The sequence below is a fragment of the Pseudomonas sp. B12(2026) genome (assembly GCF_057767015.1).
Genome location: NZ_CM173430.1, coordinates 3525323 through 3541459, shown reverse-complemented (window position 1 = coordinate 3541459; position 16137 = coordinate 3525323). Strand labels below are relative to the sequence as shown.

Here is a 16137-nt window from a genome sequence, read left to right as displayed (position 1 = left end):
TACACCTAGGTATAGTCGGCGGATATTCCGCCAATGAACTTCCGCCGTTCGTTGAGCGTGTTATTGCCGGCAACTTTCCGCCGTTGCGTGTGGCGCCCTCGGGGGGAACTTCATACCTACGGGCCTTGGAGTGACAGGTGCGCACCTTGTCGTAGAAATAGCCGGAAAATGTGGCTTTGGCCTATCGGGTCTGACGAAAAAGAACCAACCGGCTTCGGAAGCGACTGGCATACGTCTTTTAGCGTGACTGCTCCCATGCGTGGCTTTCCTGCCATGAACGGAGTCCGCAGTGTCCACTACGCTCACCGCCCACCATTTCACCCTCGACATTCCTGGCGTCCGCCATGACCTGGAAGTCCTGTCCTTCCGCGGCGAAGAGGCCCTGAACACGCCGTACCGCTTCGTCATCGACTGCATCAGCGAGCGTGCCGACCTGGACCTCGAAGTGCTGCTGCACAAACCGGCCTTCCTGCAGTTCGATGACGCCGGGCAAGGCGTTCACGGCCTGCTCCAGCAGGTCAGCCAGGGCGAGAGCGGACCGCGCCTGACGCACTACCAGCTCGAACTGGTGCCGCACCTGGATTACCTGAGGTTTCACCACCAGCAACGTATCTTCACTTCCAAGTCGGTGCCGGAAGTGCTTCGCGAGGTGCTTCAGCAGCACGGCATCCTCGAAGGCGACGGCTTCCGCTTCCAGCTCAGCCAGCAATATCCCAAGCGCGAGTACTGCGTGCAGTACGAAGACAGCCTCCACTTCGTCAACCGCCTGTGTGAAGAGCTGGGTCTGAGCTACCACTGGCGCTGGGAACGCGACCGCCACGTGCTGGTGTTCGGCGATGACCAGACGGTGTTCCCCAGGCTCGCGCCGGTCGCCTACCAGCCACACAGCGGCCAGGTCACCGATCAGCCGGTGATCCATCAGTTCGGTGTGCGCGTGGCGACCCGCAGCAATGCCGTCGTGCGTCGCGATTACTCCTTCGAAAAGCCCCACATCCAGCTTCAGGCGCGGAAGAAGCTCGACGGTCTGCCTGTGCTGGAGGATTACGCCTTTCCCGCCGCCTTCAGCGACGAAGCCACCGGCAAGCAGCGCGCCGCCCGCACCCTGGAGCGCCACAGCTGCGACCGCATCCAGGCCGACGCCGAGAGTGACCAGCCTCTGCTGCACAGTGGTCGTTTCCTGCCGCTGACCGACCATCCCCGTGCCCAGTGGAACGAGCTCTGGCTCATTACGGGGATCATTCACCAGGGCCGCCAGCCCCAGGTGCTGCAGGAGGACGGCCTTGACCAACCGGTCGACCCGGACTTCCGCCAGGGCTACCGCAACCAGTTCCAGGCCACGCCCTGGGACGCCATCTGGCGCCCGGCCCTGCGGCATCCCAAGCCGCGCATCCATGACACGCAAACCGCCCGCGTCACCGGCCCGAACGACGACCAGACCGGCATCCACACCGATGAATACGGCCGCATCAAGGTGGTCTTCCCGTGGGATCGCCGGGACGACGAGAATCCCGAGCAGAGCAGTTGCTGGGTGCGGGTGGCCTCCAACTGGGCCGGCGCCCGGTATGGCAGCGTGGTCATCCCGCGCATCGGCATGGAGGCGCTGATTGTCTATGAAAACGGTGATGTGGATTTTCCGATATGCATCTCTGTCATTGCTAACCGGCAAACGCCGGTTCCCCATCCACTGCCCGCCCACAAGACCCGCAGCGTCTTCCGCAGCCACAGCACGCCGGGCAGCGGCGGCTACAACGAGTTGTACCTGGAGGACCGCACCGGCAGCGAGCTGATCTCCGTGCGCGCCCAGCGCGACATGCAAACCCATATCCTCAACGACAGCCGCACCCACATCGACAACGAGCGTCGGCAGAACATCCAGGGCAACAGCTACAGCGAGCTGCACGCCGAAGAGCAGCGCCTTACCCACGGCGAGCGCAAGGTGCAGTTGGGCGGCAGCGACCACCTGACCGTCGCCGGCACCAGTCATCAGCAGATTGGCCAGGTACTCACCGTACAGGCCGGGCAGCAAATCCACCTCAAGGCCGGTGCGAACATCGTCATCGATGCCGGCGCCAGCCTCAGCCTCAAGGGTGGCGGCCAGCACATCCTGATCGGCCCCGGCGGCATCTGGAGCAGCGTGCCCATCGTCCTGGGCGGCGCGCCGATTCCCGGTACGCCGGCCGTCCCGTTACTGCCCACACCACTCTCGCCGGCCACTGCCGGCACCCTTGTCCCCGTACCGGCCGCCATGTCAATCGGTCTGCCCGATTCGACTATCGCCACGCTCACCGCCTGCGCGGATAAGCCCCAGCCCGTGGTGTGCAAGGAATGCCTGGAACTGGCCCGCAAGCAGCAACAAGCCTTGGTAGCCCGCTAACCCACGTCAAGGAACGACCCATGCCCCAGACCCATGCCTGGCTCGACCTGCTGCACCGGCAGGCCGACAGTCACCAACTGCCCTGCGTCGACCTGCTGATCGATGCCACCGGGCTCGATACGCCCCTGCCCGAACCCATCGAAGGCGTCGCCACCATGCGCCTGCTCGACGGCACCCCAGAGCAGGCCATCGCCGAATTCGGCCCCCACTTGTGGCGCCTGCGCCTGGACGTCCCCAAGCACAACGGCATGCTTCGTCAGTTGGCCATCGACCTCGGGTGCAGCCGCTTGCTGGCACTGTTCAGCCGCTGGCCGTTCGACGAACTGGCCAGCCACTTGCGCCACTTCACCCAGGCCCACTGGGGCAAAGGCGACAGTGGCCTGCTGCGCTACTTCGACCCGCACCTGTTCCTCGCCTGCTGCGAAACGTTGAGTCCGGAGGAGAGTCGCGTCTTCCACGCCGCCGCCCTCAGCTGGCACTGGCGCGACCGCGACGGCCAGCCTGCGCAGTTGCCTGGCCGGCCGCAGGCCGCGCATGAGTTGCCCGCCGAGCTTGCGCCGCTGACGCTGAAGCCGGCGCAGATCGCCGAAATCCTCGACTGGCACTACGCCCACCAATACCGGGAAACCCATTCCCTGCGCCGCCAGGACTACGGCATGCAGAGTGAAGAGGCCTTGCTTCGCCTCCTTGTGCATGGCCTGCGCGTCGCGAGGCGCGAGGCCGTGCCCACCGCTGAGCAGGATCGCTACCTGCACACATGGCTCACCGCATACGCGAGCCCCACGAACTTCGCCTGACCGCACGGAGCAACCATGCAACGCCTCGATATCTTCCAGCGCGCGGTTCGCGCCGTGCCAGTCCTGCTAGCCGGGCTTTCGCTTACTGCCTGCTCGGCGCAGACCCCTGAATACCTGGGGGCGCCTATCACTGGGTACAACCACACCCAGGCGGCCATCAACTCGTTCAGCGTCAATGGCGCCGGCGGCCCCAATCTCGGGCCGAACCAGGGCGGCGGCGGTGAAACCTGCTGCGCCGTGATGCCTGTGAAATGGCGTCCCGGCCTGACCGTGGTGGTGGAGTGGGAGAAAGACCCTACCCCTTACGCCTCAAAAAACTGGCCTCAGCCACCGTTTTCCGAGGCCTGGAACAAAGCGGCGGCCGAAGATGAAAAGCTAAATAGCCGCCACCGCGCCGTGGTTGAGGTGGCGCCTTATGAGGCACTCGGTGAGGTCGGTGTGCATTTCCTGCCGTGCAACCAAATCAGGGTCACTGCCGGAATCGAGATCTACGGACATCCGAATTACCCCTACAAATTCCCCGGGAACATGGAGGAGCCCAAAACATGTCCAGCTACATAACTCGCTTGAATCGCCTCGGCTGCGTTCTGCTCGCCGGGTTTTCGCTCGCCGCCTGTTCGGCGCAAACGCCCGAATACTTGGGTGCGCCTATCACTGGGTACAACCACACCCGGGCGGCCATTAACTCGTTCAGCGTCAATGGCGCTGGCGGCCCCAATCTCGGGCCGAACCAGGGCGGTGGTGGGGAAACCTGCTGCGCCGTGATGCCTGTGAAATGGCGTCCCGGTCTGACTGTGGTGGTGGAATGGGAGAAGGACCCTAACGTTGGTGCATCTCGCCAATGGCCGGAACCCATGTTCTCCGACGCTTGGAACAAGCGCATGGAAGAGCATGAATCCCACTACACCCGCCACCGCGCCGTTGTTGAAGTGGCGCCTTATGAGGCACTCGGCGAGGTCGGTGTGCATTTCCTGCCGTGCAATCAGGTGAAAGTCGCTGCCGGGACTTCTTATCTCGGTCGTCCGGATTATCCCTATCAGTATCCAGGCAACATGGAAGAGCCCAAGACATGTCCAGCGCAATGAGTCGCTTGAGCTCGCTCGGCTGCGTCCTGCTCGCCGGGCTTTCGCTTACCGCCTGCTCGGCGCAATCACCAGAATACCTGGGGGCGCCCATAGAGGGTTATAGCCATACCTCGGCTGCTATCAATCATTTCAGTGTTAACGGCGCTGGCGGCCCCAATGTTGGTCCCCATGGTGGCGGAGGACAAAACTGCTGCGTGACCATGCCGATGAAATGGCACCCCGGCCTGACCGTGGTGGTGGAGTGGGAGAAGGACCCTCAACCTCGTGGATATGGCAAGTGGCCCGAGCCAATGTTCTCCGATGCCTGGAACAAGCGCATGGAAGAGCATGAATCCCACTACACCCGCCACCGCGCTGTTGTGGAAGTCGCGCCCTATGAGCGCCTTGGAGCAGTTAGCGTGCATTTCCTGCCCTGCAATCAGGTCAATGTCACCGCATCAGTTGAGGTATACGGCCACCCTGCATACGCCGTGAAAGATTCGCTCGATTTGGAGGAGCCCAAGACATGCCCAGCCGCATAACTCGCTTGAGTCATCTCGGCTGCGTCCTGCTCGCCGGGCTTTCGCTTACTGCCTGCTCGGCGCAAACGCCCGAATACCTGGGCGCGCCCATCGTTGGCTACAACCACACCAGCGCGGCCATCAACTCGTTCAGCGTCAATGGCGCCGGTGGCCCCAATGTCGGGCCGGGGCAGGGCGGTGGCAAGGAAACCTGCTGCGCCGTGATGCCTGTGAAATGGCGTCCCGGCCTGACCGTGGTGGTGGAGTGGGAGAAGGACCCCAACGTTGGTGCATCTCGCCAATGGCCGGAACCCATGTTCTCCGACGCCTGGAACAAGCGCATGGAAGAGCATGAATCCCACTACACCCACCATCGTGCCGTCGCGGAGGTGGCGCCCTACAACGACCTGGGTGCTGTCGCGGTGCATTTCCTGCCGTGCAACCAAATCAAAGTCACCGCCGGGATCGAGGTCTACGGACATCCGAATTACCCCTACAAATTCCCCGGGAACATGGAGGAGCCCAAAACATGTCCAGCTACATAACTCGCTTGAATCACCTCGGCTGTGTCCTGCTCTCCGGGCTTTCGCTTACTGCCTGTTCGGCGCAAACGCCCGAATACTTGGGCGCGCCCATCGTTGGCTACAACCACACCAGCGCGGCCATCAACTCGTTCAGCGTCAATGGCGCCGGTGGCCCCAATCTCGGGCCGAACCAGGGCGGCGGTGGGGAAACCTGCTGCGCCGTGATGCCCGTGAAATGGCGTCCCGGCCTGACCGTGGTGGTGGAGTGGGAGAAGGATCCGGATCCCTACGCCTATGGGAAGTGGTCGGAAAAAGTATTTTCCGACGCCTGGAACAAGCGCATGGGGGAGCATGAATCCCACTACACCCGCCACCGCGCCGTGGTTGAGGTTGCGCCCTATGAAGCCCTTGGCAGGGTTAGCGTGCATTTCCTGCCGTGCAACCAAGTGAAAGTGGCCGCCGGCACAACGTATGTCGGCCGGCCAGATCATCCCTATCAGTATCCAGGCAACATGGAAGAGCCCAAAACATGTCCAGCACAATGAATCATCCAGTCCCTCAATCCGCCCTCAAGGCGCCGAAAATGCGGGAAGGTGGCTTGCTGCCTTCCACTCCCCAGCAAGTGGCCGCCAATTTCCGCGTGCAGAACCAGCGCTACCGGCACGCTGAACTGCTTGAGCAGCAGCTCGGTGCTGAGCAAGGCAAAGTGGTCCTTCCACCCTGCGCCAAGACGCTATTCGTGACCCTGTGCTTCGATGGGACCAACAACCATGAGCCATCTGACAGCAAGGCAAAACCGCCCACTACCACCAATGTGGCACGGCTGTTTCACGCCAGCCTGGATAAGGAAGTGGTGGGTAAAGGCGACGGCAAACGTGTGTTCTATCGTTACTACCTGCCGGGCGTGGGCACCGTCTTCAAGGAAGTCCACGAATACAAGCCGGAGGCTTGGGGTCTGAAGGCGGCCTTTGGAGGCGAGAATCGTATCAACTGGGGGCTGACCCGCCTGGTCTATGCCCTCAAGCAGGAGCTGGGGTTGTCATTGCTGGAGGACGATGAGGCCTACAAGCTCGTGGAAGCCATGGCCAGCAGCGATGTGCTGGACTACGCCACCCTGGGCAATCTGGACAACGGCACCGGCAACCGCGAAGCGGCATTGCGCCCCGAAATCGAAGAATTGCAGGCCGCCATAGCCGCGCGGCCAAAACCGCAGCTGCTGGGCATCCAGCTGTATGTCTACGGCTTCTCCCGTGGTGCGGCGGAGGCGCGCACCTTCGTCAACTGGCTGGCTGAACTGTGCCGGCAGGAGGATGGCCGTTACTTGTTCGCCGGTGTTGAAATCTGCGTGGAATTCCTCGGCATCTTCGACACCGTCGCGACCGTGGGCCTGCCGGACCTGGTGCCGTTCTGCAGCGGCCACATGAGCTGGGCCAATGGCACCCAGCGGCTGCCCGATGATGAGCATTTCCTCAAGCGTTGCGTGCACCTGGTGGCGGCTCATGAGCAGCGCGCCTGCTTCCCGCTGGACTCCATCCGGCGCCCGCAGGACCCGAAGGCCGACGACAGCCCCTCGACCTATCGCGCCGGCACCGAGGAATGCCTCTATCCCGGCATGCACTCGGATGTTGGCGGCGGCTATCCGCCCGGCGACCAGGGCAAGGCCAGGACAGGGATGGAGCATGTGTTGTCTCAGGTGGCGTTACATCACATGTATGACGAAGCCTTTCGGGCCGGTGCTCCCTTGCAAGTCCCAGAATATGCAATGGACGATAACCAGATGCAGAGCTGGCCATGGCTGAAAATGGGTGCCAGCACAGCTAAGGAGTTCGCCATATCTGCCGAACTTGTCACCCGCTTCAACACCTGGGCCGATCACCTGCAAGGCGGCCCGCTGGAAGACATGCTCAAACGGGAAACCGCACTGATCACCGGCTGGCGCATTTCCCGCTTCGCCGAGCACGGGCAGGAGCATCTGAGTTACTACCAGAGCTGCAGGACCGATGTCGGGCCGGAGGAGCGCAAAGCCTTCGAAACCCTGCACAGGCTGGAGCTCAAGCAGGAAGCGTACAGGCTCGAAAATCCCAAGGACCCCAATCCCCTGTCGCTGAGCGCCGCCGAAGAAGCCGAACGGGCCAGGGCCCAGGCCGTTGCCGACAAGTACTTCCGCCGTACCGGTCAGGCGCCCAGCGCGCCCAACACCAATAAGGACTACGACCCCAAGCTCGACCACTGGCAATTGCAGAAAGGCGCGGAAGAATTCCTCCGTGATTACTACCAGCAGTGGTCGCTGGCCACCGATTGCGGTTTCAGCATCGGCAAGCTGGCCAACGTGCTGCTCGGCGGCATCGTCTACATGACCAACGAGGTGGATGAAGCCGAGGAATACCAGCGCATCCGCGAGGAGGGCACGGCGCAGTTCGCGAGGATGTTCCACGACGGCAGCGACACGCCGCGCGGCGAGCCGATGGCGCGGATCGTCGCGCTGTTCGACGACCAGGTGCACGACTCCCGCGCCTGGTTCATGAATGCGCAGATCAACGACCGCGAAATCTGGAGCGACTATTTCCGCGACCGCTGCGTGTTCTTCGACAACCGCAGCAACAAGCACCTCGGCCTGCTGGCCACCGGTGTGCAGGTGATGGGCGTGGCCATCGCGCTGGCCAGCATCGGCCTGACCATCAAGCGCCGCGACCCGCGCTGGCTGGTGGGGCTGTCGCTGCCCTCGCTGGCCACCCCGGTTCTGCTGGGCCGCACCGGCTTGCCGGAGCTGGGTGTTCCGGCGATCAGCGCGTTCGACACCCTCAGCGGCATCGCCCTGCCCATTCAGGAAGTTCCCAAAGCCTTGCGCAGCTTCAGCCAGGACACCGGCGACCTGCTCGGCATGGCCGCCGCCCTGCCGCCGCCCGTCCCGCTCAGCGAAGCCACCGCCACCACGCCGGACCTGCAGAGCATCCTGCGCGCCCACCAGAAGGCGGACGCGGCCCGCGTGGCGAAGGAGAAGACCGACTGGCTGGCCGTGGCCGGCGAAGCGCTGGATGGCGCACTCAACTGACCCTGGAGGAGCCTTCTGCAATGGGGCGCCACCGCCCTGTTGCTCGCCAGCCAGGACCTCGCTGCCTGGGTAGCCTGCCTTTCCCTCCCATCTGTGGCTGACTTGTCCGGAGTTTCCCTACGGCGCCAGGTACCGTGGCTCACCCGTAGGAAACTTCGGCCGGTTCCCGGGCACTAATGACGAATGCCCGCGCCCGCCGCGGCATTGCCGCCACGGCGCGGGTCGACAACCCGGAACCTCCACCCTGGTGGGCCCGGCGGCGCGGCGCTAACATCGGCGGCTTCGCCGGCGTCCGGCCTCCCGCGTGTCACCTGTCCGGCCGGCGTGCCGGCGCGTTGTCGGGCCGGGTGTCATGGACTAGATTTTTCGCGCGCATCCGGTCACAGGAGAGCAAGTCAAATGAATGGGTCGCAACCGAAGGCGGGCCATGCAGCCGCCGGCCCCAACGACCCGGTGGTCTACGTGGTCGACGACGACGAGTCGATGCGCCTGGCGCTCTCCGGCCTGCTGCGTTCCATCGGCCTGCAGGTGGAAATCTTCGAGTCCACCGAGGACTTTCTCGCCTTCCCCCGCGAGGACGCGCCCAGCTGCCTGGTGCTCGACGTGCGCCTGCGCGGCGAAAGCGGCCTGGCCTTCCAGGAGCGCATCGAGAAGAACGGCCTGCGCATCCCCATCGTGTTCATGACCGGCCACGGCGATATCGCCATGACGGTGAAGGCGATGAAGGCCGGCGCGGTCGACTTCCTCGCCAAGCCGTTCCGCGACCAGGACATGCTCGACGCCGTGGCCAGCGCCCTGGCCAGGGACAGCGAACGGCTCGCCGCCGAGCGGAGCAGCGCCGGGCTGCGCGAGGCCTACGCCGCGCTGACCAGCCGCGAGCGGGAGGTCATGGGCTTCGTGGTGGCCGGCCTGATGAACAAGCAGATCGCCGCCGAACTGAACCTCAGCGAGGTGACGGTGAAGGTCCACCGCGGGCAGCTGATGAAGAAGCTGGCGGTGCGCTCGGTGGCCGACCTGGTGCGCACGGCCGAGGCCCTGGGCGTCGCGCCGCAGTTGTGCCGGTCGTCCTGAAGCGGGGCGCGGGGATGGACAGCGCACGGCAGCTTTCGTGGGGCGACGGCGAGCGGGTCTTCAGCCGTGGGCCGCACCCGCGCCGCGAGGGCGTCGCCGTGCTGCTCGCGCGGCCGGCCGCAGAACCCGCGTCGGCCGCCTGCCTGGAGCGGCTGAGCCACGAACTCGGCCTGCGCGACGAACTGGACGACGCCTGGGCCCTGTGCCCGCAGGAGCTGCTGCGCGAAGACGGGCGGACCCTGCTGGTGCTGCGCGACCCCGGTGGCGAGCCGCTTTCCGCCCTGCTCGGGGCGCCCATGCCCATCGAGCGCTTCCTGCACCTGGCCGTGGGCATCGCCGCCGCGCTGGGCCGGTTGCACCAGCGGGCGTTGCTGCACAAGGACCTGAAGCCCGCGCATATCCTGGTCGACTGCGCCGACGGCGGCCCGCGCCTGACCGGCTTCGGCCTGGCCTCGCGGCTGCCGCGCGAGCGCCAGGCGCCGGAGCCGCCGGAGACCCTCGCCGGCACCCTGGCCTACATGGCGCCGGAGCAGACCGGGCGGATGAACCGCTCGATCGACTCGCGCAGCGACCTCTACGCCCTGGGCGTGACCTTCTACCAGATGCTCACCGGCGACCTGCCGTTCGCCGCCAGCGATGCCATGGAGTGGGTGCATTGCCATATCGCCCGCCAGGCGGCGCCGCCCGACCGGCGGGTGCCGGGCATTCCCGCGGTGCTGTCGCGGCTGGTCATGAAGTTGCTGGCCAAGACCGCCGAGGAGCGCTACCAGAGCGCCGCCGGCCTCGAATACGACCTGCGCCGCTGCCTGGCGGACCGGGAGGCCGGGCGGCCCCTGGAGGAATTCGCGCTGGACGCGCACAGCGTGCCGGACCGCCTGCTGATCCCCGAGAAGCTCTACGGCCGCGAGGAGGAGGTGGCCACCCTGGTCGCCGCCTTCGAGCGCAGCGTCGCCGGCGAGGCGCCGGGGCTGCTGCTGGTCAGCGGCTATTCCGGGATCGGCAAGTCCTCGGTGGTCAACGAACTGCACAAGGCGCTGGTGCCGCCGCGCGGCCTGTTCGCCGCGGGCAAGTTCGACCAGTACAAGCGCAACATCCCCTACGCCACCCTGGTGCAGGCGTTCCAGAACCTGGTGCGCATGCTGCTGGGCAAGCGCGAGCGCGAACTGGCGCGCTGGCGCGAGGCCCTGGCGGAGGCGCTCGGGGACGAGGGGCGGCTGATGACCGAGCTGATCCCCGAACTGCGGCTGATCGTCGGCGAGCAACCGGAGCTGCCGGCGCTCGACCCGCAGCAGGCGCACCGCCGTTTCTTGCGGGTGCTCAAGCGCTTCATCGGGGTGTTCGCGCGGGCGGAGCATCCCCTGGCGCTGTTCCTCGACGACCTGCAATGGCTGGACGCGGCGACCCTCGACCTGCTGGACGACCTGCTGAGCGGCGCCGAGCTGCGCCACATGCTGCTGGTCGGCGCCTACCGCAGCAACGAGGTGGACGACAGCCATCCGCTGAGCCTCACCCTGCGCAAGCTGGCGGCGGCGCAGGTGCGGATCGAGGAAGTCAGCCTGGCGCCGCTGGGCCGCCGGCACATCGAGCAGCTGATCGCCGAGGCGCTGCACTGCCCGCGCGGGCAGATCGAAGCGCTGGCGCAGCTGGTGCTGGAAAAGACCGCCGGCAACCCGTTCTTCACCATCCAGTTCCTCCAGGCCCTCGCCGAGGAGGGCCTGCTGGCCTTCGACTACGAGGCCCGGGCGTGGCGCTGGGATACCGCGCGCATCCACGCCAAGGGCTACACCGACAACGTCGTCGACCTGATGCTCGACAAGCTGGCGCGCCTGCCGGCGCAGACCCGCCAGGTCCTGCAGCAGCTCGCCTGCCTGGGCCACCTGGCCGACAGCGGCACGCTCTCCAGCGTGCTCGACCTGCCCCGCACGCAGTTGCGCAAGGCCCTGTGGGAGGCGATCCGCCAGGAGCTGGTGGAGCCGCTGGAGGACGCGTTCGCCTTCGCCCACGACCGCATCCACGAGGCCGCCTATTCGCTGATCCCCCCGGACGAGCGCGCCGCCGCGCACCTGCGCATCGGCCGCCTGCTCGCCGCGCAGACGCCGCCGCAGCAGCGCGAGGAGTCGATCTTCGAGATCGTCGGCCAGCTCAACCGTGGCGCCGGGCTGATCGGCACCGCCGCCGAGCGGGAGCAACTGGCCGAGCTCAACCTGCTCGCCGGGCAGCGGGCCAAGGCGTCCGCCGCCTATGTCTCGGCGCTCAGCTACTTCGCCAAGGGCGTGGAACTGCTCGACGCCTCGCACTGGCAGCGGCGGCGCGAGCTGCTGTTCGCCCTGGAATGGGGCTGCGCCGAATGCGAGTTCGTCGGTGGCCAGCTGGCCGCCGCCGAAGCGCGCCTGCACCGGCTTGCCGGGCACGTGGAAAACATCGCCGAGCGCACCCAGGTGGCCTGCCTGCTGGTGGACATCCACCTGCTGCTCGACCGCCGCGAGGACGCGGTGGCGACCTGCCTCGACTTCCTCCGCGGCCAGGGCATCGACTGGCCGGTCCACCCGGACGACGCGGCGGTGCAGCGCGAGTACCAGCGCATCTGGACGCAACTCGGCGAGCGGCAGATCAAGCAGCTCATCGAACTGCCGCCGATGCGCGACGAATCCGCCCTGGCCGCCATCGAGGTGCTGACCACGCTGTTCTCGCCGGCCCTGCACACCGACGAGAACCTGGCCTGCCTGACCATCTGCCGGGCCATCACCCTCAGCCTCGAATACGGCAACAGCGATGCCTCCTGCGTGGCCTACGCGAATATCCCGCGCATCGCCGGCCGGCGCTTCGGCGACTACCCGGCGGGCTTCCGCTTCGGCCGGCTCGGCTGCGAGCTGGTCGACCGCCGCCGCCTGGAGCGCTACGAGGCGCGCACCTGCCTGTCCTTCGCGCTGTTCGTGGCGCGCTGGGCGCAACCGGTGCGCGACTGCAGCGCCTTGCTGCAGCGCGCCTTCAACGCGGCGAACCGCGTCGGCGACCTGCCGTTCGGCGCCTTCGCCTGCAACATCCTGGTGTCCAACCTGTTCTTCGCCGGCGAGCCGCTGGCGGCGCTGCACGCCGAGGCCGAACGCGGCATGGCCTACGCCAGCCGGGTGCGCTTCAGCCTGGTGATCGCCTTCCTCGACAGCCAGCTGGCGATGATCCGCATGCTGCGCGGCGCGACGCCCGTCTTCGGCTGCCTCGATGCCGACGGCTACAGCGAGGCCGCGGTCGAGCGGGAGCTGGGCGGCGCCTCCAAGGTGCTGGCCTGCTGGTACTGGGTGCGCAAGCTGCAGGCCCGCTACCTCGCCGGCGAATACCAGGCCGCCAGCGAAGCGGCGGCGCAGGCCCAGCCACACTTCAGCACGTCCGACTCCTTCCTCGAAGAGGCCGAATACCACTTCTTCGACGGCCTGTCCCGCGCGGCCCTGGCCGGCGCCGACATTGAGGCCGGCGACCATCTGCGCGCCGTGCGCGCGCACCGCGACGACCTGCAGGCCTGGGCGCGGCTGTGCCCGGAGAACTTCGCCTGCCACATCCTCCTGCTGGACGCCGAGATCGCCCGCCTGGAGCGGCGCCTGGCCGACGCCGGGCCGCTCTACGAGCAGGCCATCCATGCGGCGCAGGCGGGCGGTTTCACCCAGGTCGAGGCGCTGGCCAGCGAGCTCGCGGCCGGTCATTACGCCGCGCAGGGGCTCGGCCGGATCGCCCGGGTCTACCTGCTGGAGGCGCGCGACTGCTACCGGCGCTGGGGCGCCGACGGCAAGGTGTCGCAACTGGAGGCGCGCCATCCCCAGCTCGCGCTGGAGTCGCCCGCGCCCGGTGCCACGGCGACCATGGCCGCGCCGGTGGAGCAGCTCGACCTGGGCACGGTGCTCAAGGTGCTGCAGACCATCTCCGGCGAGATCGTGCTGGAGCGGCTGGTGGACAGCGTGATGCGCACCGCCATCGAGCAGGCCGGCGCCGAACGGGGCCTGTTGCTGCTGTGCCGCGACGGCGAGCCGCGGGTGGTGGCGGAGGCGACCGTCGACGACGCCGCGCCGCGCCTGCAGCTGCGCGACACCCCGGTGGACGGCGCGCTGCTGCCGGAAACGATCCTCTACCAGGTGCTGCGCACCCGGCAGAGCCTGGTGCTCAACGATGCCGTGGCCGACCCCGGGTTCGCCGCCGACCCGTACGTGCACGGGCGGCAGGCGCGCTCGATCCTCTGCCTGCCGCTGATGAACCAGGGCCAGCTCAGCGGCGCGCTGTACCTGGAGAACAACCTCACCGCGCGGGCCTTCAGCCCGGCGCGCACGGCGGTGCTCAAGCTGGTGGCGTCCCAGGCGGCGAGCTCCCTGGAGAACGCCCGGCTGTACCGCGACGTCGCCGAGCGCGAGGCGAAGATCCGCCGGCTGGTCGACGCCAACATCATCGGCATCATCGTCTGGAGCGCCGACGGCGACATTCTTGAAGCCAACGACGCCTTCCTGCGCATGTTCGGCTACGCGCGCGAGGATGTCGCCGCGGGGCGCCTGCGCTGGCGCAACCTGGTGCCCGCCGAGGTCCGCGCGGAAAGCGAGCTGACCGTGATGGCGGCGATCCGGGACGGCAGCGCGCCGCCCTTCGAGCGCGAATACCTGAAGCGCGACGGCAGCCGGCTGCCGGTGATCATCGGCCTGGCGCCCTTCGAGGCCGGGCGCCGGGAGGGCGTGGCCTTCGTGCTCGACCTCAGCGAGCGCAAGCGCGCCGAGGAACAGGTGCGCCAGAGCGAGCGGCGCTACCGCGAGGTGCAGACCGAACTGGCCCACGCCAACCGCGTGGCGACCATGGGCCAGCTGGCCGCGTCCATCGCCCACGAGGTGAACCAGCCGATCGCCGCCACCGTCACCAACGCCAATGCCGCGCAGCGCTGGCTGGGTGCGCAGCCGCCGCAGCTGGGCGAGGTGGGGCAGGTGCTCGGGCGCATCGTCAAGGACGCCAACCGCGCCGCCGAGGTGATCCAGCGCATCCGCGAGATGCTGCGCAAGGCGCCGTCGCAGCGCACGGCGGTGGACGTCAATGCGGCGATCCTGGAGATGGTCGAGTTCACCCGTGGCCAGGCGCTCAAGGGCGGCGTGAGCGTGCGCACGCGGCTGGCGCCGGACCTGCCGGCGGCGGCGGGCGATCGCGTGGAGCTGCAGCAGGTGCTGCTCAACCTGATCATCAACGCGGTGGAGGCGATGGGCGAGGTGGCGGACGGCGAGCGCCAGCTGGATATCGTCACCGCGCAGGACGACGACGGCGGGCTGCTGGTCAGCGTCAGCGACTCCGGGCCGGGGTTCGCCGCGCCGAACGCCGAGCAGCTCTTCACGCCGTTCTACACCACCAAGGCCACGGGCCTGGGCATGGGCCTGTCGATCTGCCGCTCGATCATCGATTCCCACGGCGGCCGCCTCTGGGCCGGCGCCAACCCGCCGCGCGGGGCCGTGGTGCAGTTCACGCTGCCGGCGCAAGGCGGCTCCTGAGGCGTCCGGCGGCGGCGCCCGCGCAGTTCTGGCGCTTTTCGGATAACGCCGTGATTCACGGGAGCGCCCAAGTCCCCGCCGGCTCCTAGGATCGGCATTGCCTGCTGTCGCTGAGCGGATCGGCGCGCATCGTCCGTGTCGATGCCCGCTCCGGGCGGCGGCTGGCGCTCAGCCATCCGACCCGGAGCCGTTCCGTCATGAAAGCCTGTATCCATTCCGTCCGGCGCCTGGCCGCCGTCGTGGGGAGCCATCGTCCTGCCAAGGGGGTGCCGCGATGAGCGCCTGTCTGCAGTGTCTTTCGCACACGCCCCTGGTGGGTTACGTCGACCCGGCCGCCGAGGTGTTGGCCGAGGTGGACGAGGTGATCGCCGCCGCCCGCGCGCGGATCGCCGCGTTCGATCCGGAGCTGGTGTTCCTCTTCGCCCCGGACCATTACAACGGCTTTTTCTACGACCTCATGCCGCCGTTCTGCATCGGCGCCGTGGCCCACGCCATCGGCGACTTCCACAGCCTCGCCGGGCCGTTGAGCGTGCCCCGCGAGATCGCCGAGGCCTGCGCCACGGCGGTGCTGGAGGAGGGCGTGGACGTCGCGCTGTCCTACCGCATGCAGGTCGACCACGGTTTCGCCCAGCCGCTGGAGCTGCTGTTCGGCGGCCTCGACGCGCGGCCGGTGATCCCGGTGTTCATCAACTCGGTGGCGGCCCCGCTGCCCGGCTTCCAGCGCACCCGGCTGCTCGGCGAGGCCATCGGCCGTTTCGCCCGTTCCACCGGCAAGCGCGTGCTGTTCCTCGGTTCCGGCGGCCTGTCGCACCAGCCGCCGGTGCCGGAGCTGGCGAAGGTCGATGCGCGCATGGCCGAGCGCCTGCTCGGCGGCGGCCGCCAGTTGCCGCCCGACGAGCGCCAGGCGCGCCAGCAGCGGGTGATCGACGCGGCGCTGAATTTCGTCGCGGCCCCGGATTCGCTGCACCCGCTCAATCCCCAGTGGGACAACCATTTCCTCGACCTGCTGGAGCGGCGCCGCTTCGCCGAGCTGGACCCGCTGGGCAACGCCGAGCTGTCGGCGCTGGCCGGCAAGTCGACCCATGAGGTGAAGACCTGGGTCGCCGCGTTCGCCGCGCTGTCGGCCTTCGGCGAGTACCGCAGCGGCAGCCGCTACTACCGGCCGATCCCCGAGTGGATCGCCGGCTTCGGCGCGCTCGCCGCACGATCCGTTTGACTCGCCGCCCACTCCGT

At 67.4% G+C, this 16137-nt stretch carries 11 protein-coding genes; all 11 read left to right on the top strand.

Translation table 11 applies throughout. The features are described from left to right. The first annotated feature begins 289 nt into the window (after positions 1 to 289). Entirely contained in the window at positions 290 to 2374 is a 2085-nt protein-coding gene (gene tssI, locus AC3B6A_RS16455) for a type VI secretion system tip protein TssI/VgrG (RefSeq protein WP_488398277.1), read from the top strand. Positions 2375 to 2394: 20 nt separating this feature from the next. After that, positions 2395 to 3171, top strand: a complete 777-nt coding sequence (tla1, locus tag AC3B6A_RS16450) for a toxin Tle1 chaperone Tla1 (RefSeq protein WP_488398276.1) — start codon at positions 2395 to 2397, stop codon at positions 3169 to 3171. A 15-nt stretch (positions 3172 to 3186) separates the two neighbouring features. After that, positions 3187 to 3732 (top strand): Tli1a family immunity protein, encoded by a 546-nt coding sequence (gene tli1a, locus AC3B6A_RS16445; RefSeq protein ID WP_488398275.1) that lies wholly within the window; start codon positions 3187 to 3189, stop codon positions 3730 to 3732. Continuing rightward, positions 3717 to 4256 (top strand): Tli1a family immunity protein, encoded by a 540-nt coding sequence (gene tli1a, locus AC3B6A_RS16440; protein WP_488398274.1) that lies wholly within the window; start codon positions 3717 to 3719, stop codon positions 4254 to 4256. The genes tli1a (AC3B6A_RS16445) and tli1a (AC3B6A_RS16440) overlap by 16 nt, the downstream gene beginning before the upstream one ends. Continuing rightward, complete coding sequence (gene tli1a / locus AC3B6A_RS16435) at positions 4241 to 4777, top strand: Tli1a family immunity protein (RefSeq protein ID WP_488398273.1); 537 nt, start codon at positions 4241 to 4243, stop codon at positions 4775 to 4777. Before tli1a (AC3B6A_RS16440) ends, tli1a (AC3B6A_RS16435) begins: the two co-directional genes overlap by 16 nt. After that, on the top strand, positions 4762 to 5301 hold the full coding sequence (gene tli1a / locus AC3B6A_RS16430) for a Tli1a family immunity protein (protein WP_488398272.1): 540 nt from the start codon (positions 4762 to 4764) through the stop codon (positions 5299 to 5301). The genes tli1a (AC3B6A_RS16435) and tli1a (AC3B6A_RS16430) overlap by 16 nt, the downstream gene beginning before the upstream one ends. Then, positions 5286 to 5825 carry a Tli1a family immunity protein gene (tli1a, locus tag AC3B6A_RS16425; RefSeq protein ID WP_488398271.1) on the top strand — a complete coding sequence of 180 codons (540 nt, stop codon included), beginning with the start codon at positions 5286 to 5288 and terminating at the stop codon, positions 5823 to 5825. The genes tli1a (AC3B6A_RS16430) and tli1a (AC3B6A_RS16425) overlap by 16 nt, the downstream gene beginning before the upstream one ends. Beyond that, on the top strand, positions 5810 to 8332 hold the full coding sequence (locus AC3B6A_RS16420) for a Tle1 family T6SS lipase effector (protein WP_488403618.1): 2523 nt from the start codon (positions 5810 to 5812) through the stop codon (positions 8330 to 8332). The genes tli1a (AC3B6A_RS16425) and AC3B6A_RS16420 overlap by 16 nt, the downstream gene beginning before the upstream one ends. A 399-nt stretch (positions 8333 to 8731) precedes the next feature. Beyond that, complete coding sequence (locus tag AC3B6A_RS16415) at positions 8732 to 9403, top strand: response regulator transcription factor (protein WP_488398270.1); 672 nt, start codon at positions 8732 to 8734, stop codon at positions 9401 to 9403. A 14-nt stretch (positions 9404 to 9417) separates the two neighbouring features. After that, positions 9418 to 14904: a trifunctional serine/threonine-protein kinase/ATP-binding protein/sensor histidine kinase gene (locus AC3B6A_RS16410; protein ID WP_488398269.1), complete on the top strand. Its 5487-nt coding sequence runs from the start codon at positions 9418 to 9420 to the stop codon at positions 14902 to 14904. A 274-nt stretch (positions 14905 to 15178) separates the two neighbouring features. After that, complete coding sequence (mhpB, locus tag AC3B6A_RS16405) at positions 15179 to 16120, top strand: 3-carboxyethylcatechol 2,3-dioxygenase (RefSeq protein ID WP_488398268.1); 942 nt, start codon at positions 15179 to 15181, stop codon at positions 16118 to 16120. Positions 16121 to 16137: the final 17 nt, after the last annotated feature.